The sequence below is a fragment of the Stenotrophomonas sp. HMWF023 genome, assembly GCF_003060985.1.
Lineage (GTDB): Bacteria > Pseudomonadota > Gammaproteobacteria > Xanthomonadales > Xanthomonadaceae > Stenotrophomonas > Stenotrophomonas lactitubi.
This window is the reverse complement of the sequence record NZ_QAIJ01000215.1, coordinates 5823-8615: the sequence shown is the minus strand read 5'-3', so window position 1 is coordinate 8615 and position 2793 is coordinate 5823. Positions and strand designations below refer to the sequence as shown.

Sequence of the window (2793 nt, the reverse complement as noted above, 5' to 3'; positions counted from 1 at the left end):
TGTAGATGCCGTTTTCGACGTCCTTGATCATGTCTTCGACGCTGAGCGCTGCCTTGCCCGGCGCCAGCGAGACATTGGCCATGCGCTGGAACTGCACGCTGGACCACGAGTCGGCATAGCTGCAGCCATGCGAGGCGTCGCGGCCGAGGATGTGCGCCTCATCGCGGGTAGCCTGGTAGTCGACCAGGATGCCGTCGCGCACCAGGTCCCAGCGCTGGGTCTTCACCCCTTCGTCGTCGTAGCCGACCGCACCAAGGCTGCCCGGCTGGGTCTTGTCGGCGAAGAAGGTGACGATGTCGCTGCCCCAGCGGAAACCGGCATCGCGCTTGTCCAGGGTGGCGAAGCTGGTGCCGGCGTAGTTGGCTTCGTAGCCGAGCACGCGGTCCAGCTCCAGCGGATGGCCGACGTTCTCGTGGATGGTCAGGAACAGGTTGGACGGATCCAGCACCAGATCGTACTTGCCGGGTTTCACCGAGGGCGCCTTCAGCTTCTCGCGCGCCTGGCGGGCGGCGGCGATGGCGTCCTCGACCGGGTCGTAGGAATCGCGGTAGGCGGTGATGCCACCGGGCAGCTGCACCTTGCCACGCGCGTCCCCGTCGAGGAATTCGTAGCCCATGCCCATCGGCGAGGACAGGCCGGCGCGGGTGCGGAACTTGCCGCTGGCCTTGTCGATGGCGGTGGCGGTGAACGGCAGCCAGATGCGGTGGATGTCCTGGTCGATGAACGAGCCGTCGCTGGAAGCGAAGTACTTCTGCTCGTTGACCAGGAACAGGGTGGAATTGATGTAGTCAGCGCCCGCATTCAGCGCGGCCGCATTGAGCGCCAGCAGCAGCTCGACCTTGTCCTGGATCGGCACTTCCATCGCATTGCGGCGGATCGGTGTCTGCCAACGCACCTCGCCCACCGACGGAGTGGGCGCCAGCTGCACCGGACGGGTCTGGATGCTGGCATTGGCGCGGGCGATGGCCGTGGCCTGCTCGACGGCGGCGCGTACTGCAGCTTCGGTCTGTTGGTGGGTAGCGGCGAACCCCCAGGCCCCGTTGACGATCACCCGTACGCCCACACCGGACGATTCGCGGTTGGTCACGTTGCCGACCTGGTGTTCGCGGGTGATCACCGACTGGTTGAGGTAGCGGCCGATGCGCACGTCGCAGTAGCTGGCCTTGGCCGCGCGCGCGGCGGCAAGGGCGACCTCGGCCAGGCGTCGGCGCTTGGTCGGGTCGACCGGGGCCAGCAACTGCTCGGCGGCGATCAGCCGCGAATGCGGCAGGACCAGGCCCGCCAGGCCCAGACCGGAAAATGCCAGGAACTCACGTCGTTGCACTGCGTCTCTCTCTCACTTCCGTGCGGCCGGCAAAGGACCGATCCGATCACGTCAACTCCTCGACTTTCGCCAGCAGCGGGCAATCGGGCAAGTGACTGCAGTCATGGTAGGGGTGGGTTTCGGCCGGGCTTGCAGCCCTGCACCTGCCGAATCAACGTCAACGTCAACGGCAGAAGCTGGCTATCCGTGGGTTGGCGGGGTGGTGTCGGATTGCGGGGACGCCGTAAACCCATCCCTGGGGGCTTGGCCGCGGCATCCATGCCGCGGACACCCCGCAATCCGACACCGCCCCGCCTCTGACAGATTCCTGCGGCTGTTGGTAGGTGTCGACCTTGGTCGACACATCTGCCAGATATCGAAATGAACCCGGGGTCAGATCCGTTCCAACAGATCGCGGAAATCTGTCAAAGGCGGGGTGGGTCCGGTTGCGGGGGTGTAAGCGCCATGGATGGCGCGCCCAAGCCTCCATGGACGGATTCACGGCGTCCCCCGCCACCGGATCTACCCCGCCATCCCACAGGAAGCCCGCTTTTGCTGTCGCTTCGGCTTCGGCGGGTGCAGGGCGCAGCCCTGCTCAGTAACCCCCTCGTGCACAATGAGCCGACCCCGCCTGGACGCCGTCTCGATGTCGAGCAAGCCGTATTCAGAAGCCTGCGAGCGCAATCGCGAACCCATCGCCGCTGCGCTCGACCCGTGGATGGGCGACCGCCACCGGGTGCTGGAGATCGGCAGCGGCACCGGCCAGCATGCGGCCTTCTTCGCCGAGCGCTGGCCATGGCTGCGCTGGCAGCCCAGCGACCATCCGGACCATCTGCCCGGCATCCAGGCCTGGCGCGCCGAGGCGGCGCTGTTGAACCTGCTGCCGCCGGTGGCGCTGCAGGTCGAGCTGCCGCCTGCCACCGGCCTGAGTCTGCCGGAGGGCAGCACGTTCGATGCCGCGTTCAGTGCCAACACCCTGCACATCATGGGCTGGGAACACGTGCAGGCGCTGTTTGCGGCATTGCCGCCACTGCTGCGCCATGGCGCGCTGCTGGCGGTATACGGGCCGTTCAATTACGGCGGTCGCTACACCAGTGACAGCAACGCGCAGTTCGATGGTTGGCTGAAGGCGCGTGATCCGCGCAGCGGCATCCGCGATGCCGAGGCGGTACAGGCGCTGGCGGCGGACAACGGGTTTACCCGGTTGGGTGACGTTGCGATGCCGGCCAACAACCGGCTGTTGCTGTGGCGGTTGGGGTGATCAGGCGTCGGGGGCCATGCTGGAAAGTCGGGTCGCCGCAGCACGCAGTCCCTTGAAAACAGGTTCGGACACGGTCGAAGGGAAGCTGCTTGGAAGCTGGCGTGTGACGTGCTCGATGGCGGGCTCCACGGAAGCGATCAACGCTTTGATCCATGGCTCTGCGCCATCGGCTACGCCACAGGCGTGTGCGGTTTTGTTCCAGTGCCGGCGTCGCACAAGATGCAGTTTT

The 2793-nt window shown here is 66.3% G+C and carries 2 protein-coding genes and 1 pseudogene; 1 reads left to right on the top strand and 2 read right to left on the bottom strand.

Annotated features, from left to right (window positions below):
• Window positions 1-1324: TldD/PmbA family protein (locus tag DBR20_RS11580; RefSeq protein ID WP_108266269.1), on the bottom strand; the 1324-nt coding region annotated here is incomplete at its 3' end.
• A 625-nt stretch (window positions 1325-1949) separates the two neighbouring features.
• Between DBR20_RS11580 and DBR20_RS11570 the strand changes: the two genes are divergently transcribed.
• Window positions 1950-2564, top strand: coding sequence for a DUF938 domain-containing protein (locus tag DBR20_RS11570; protein ID WP_108266268.1), 615 nt, complete (start codon window positions 1950-1952; stop codon window positions 2562-2564).
• On the opposite strand, the pseudogene DBR20_RS23025 reads toward DBR20_RS11570, so the two are convergent.
• Window positions 2565-2793 (bottom strand): annotated as a pseudogene (locus DBR20_RS23025) (type II toxin-antitoxin system HipA family toxin); the annotation flags it as partial. It abuts the gene before it with no gap.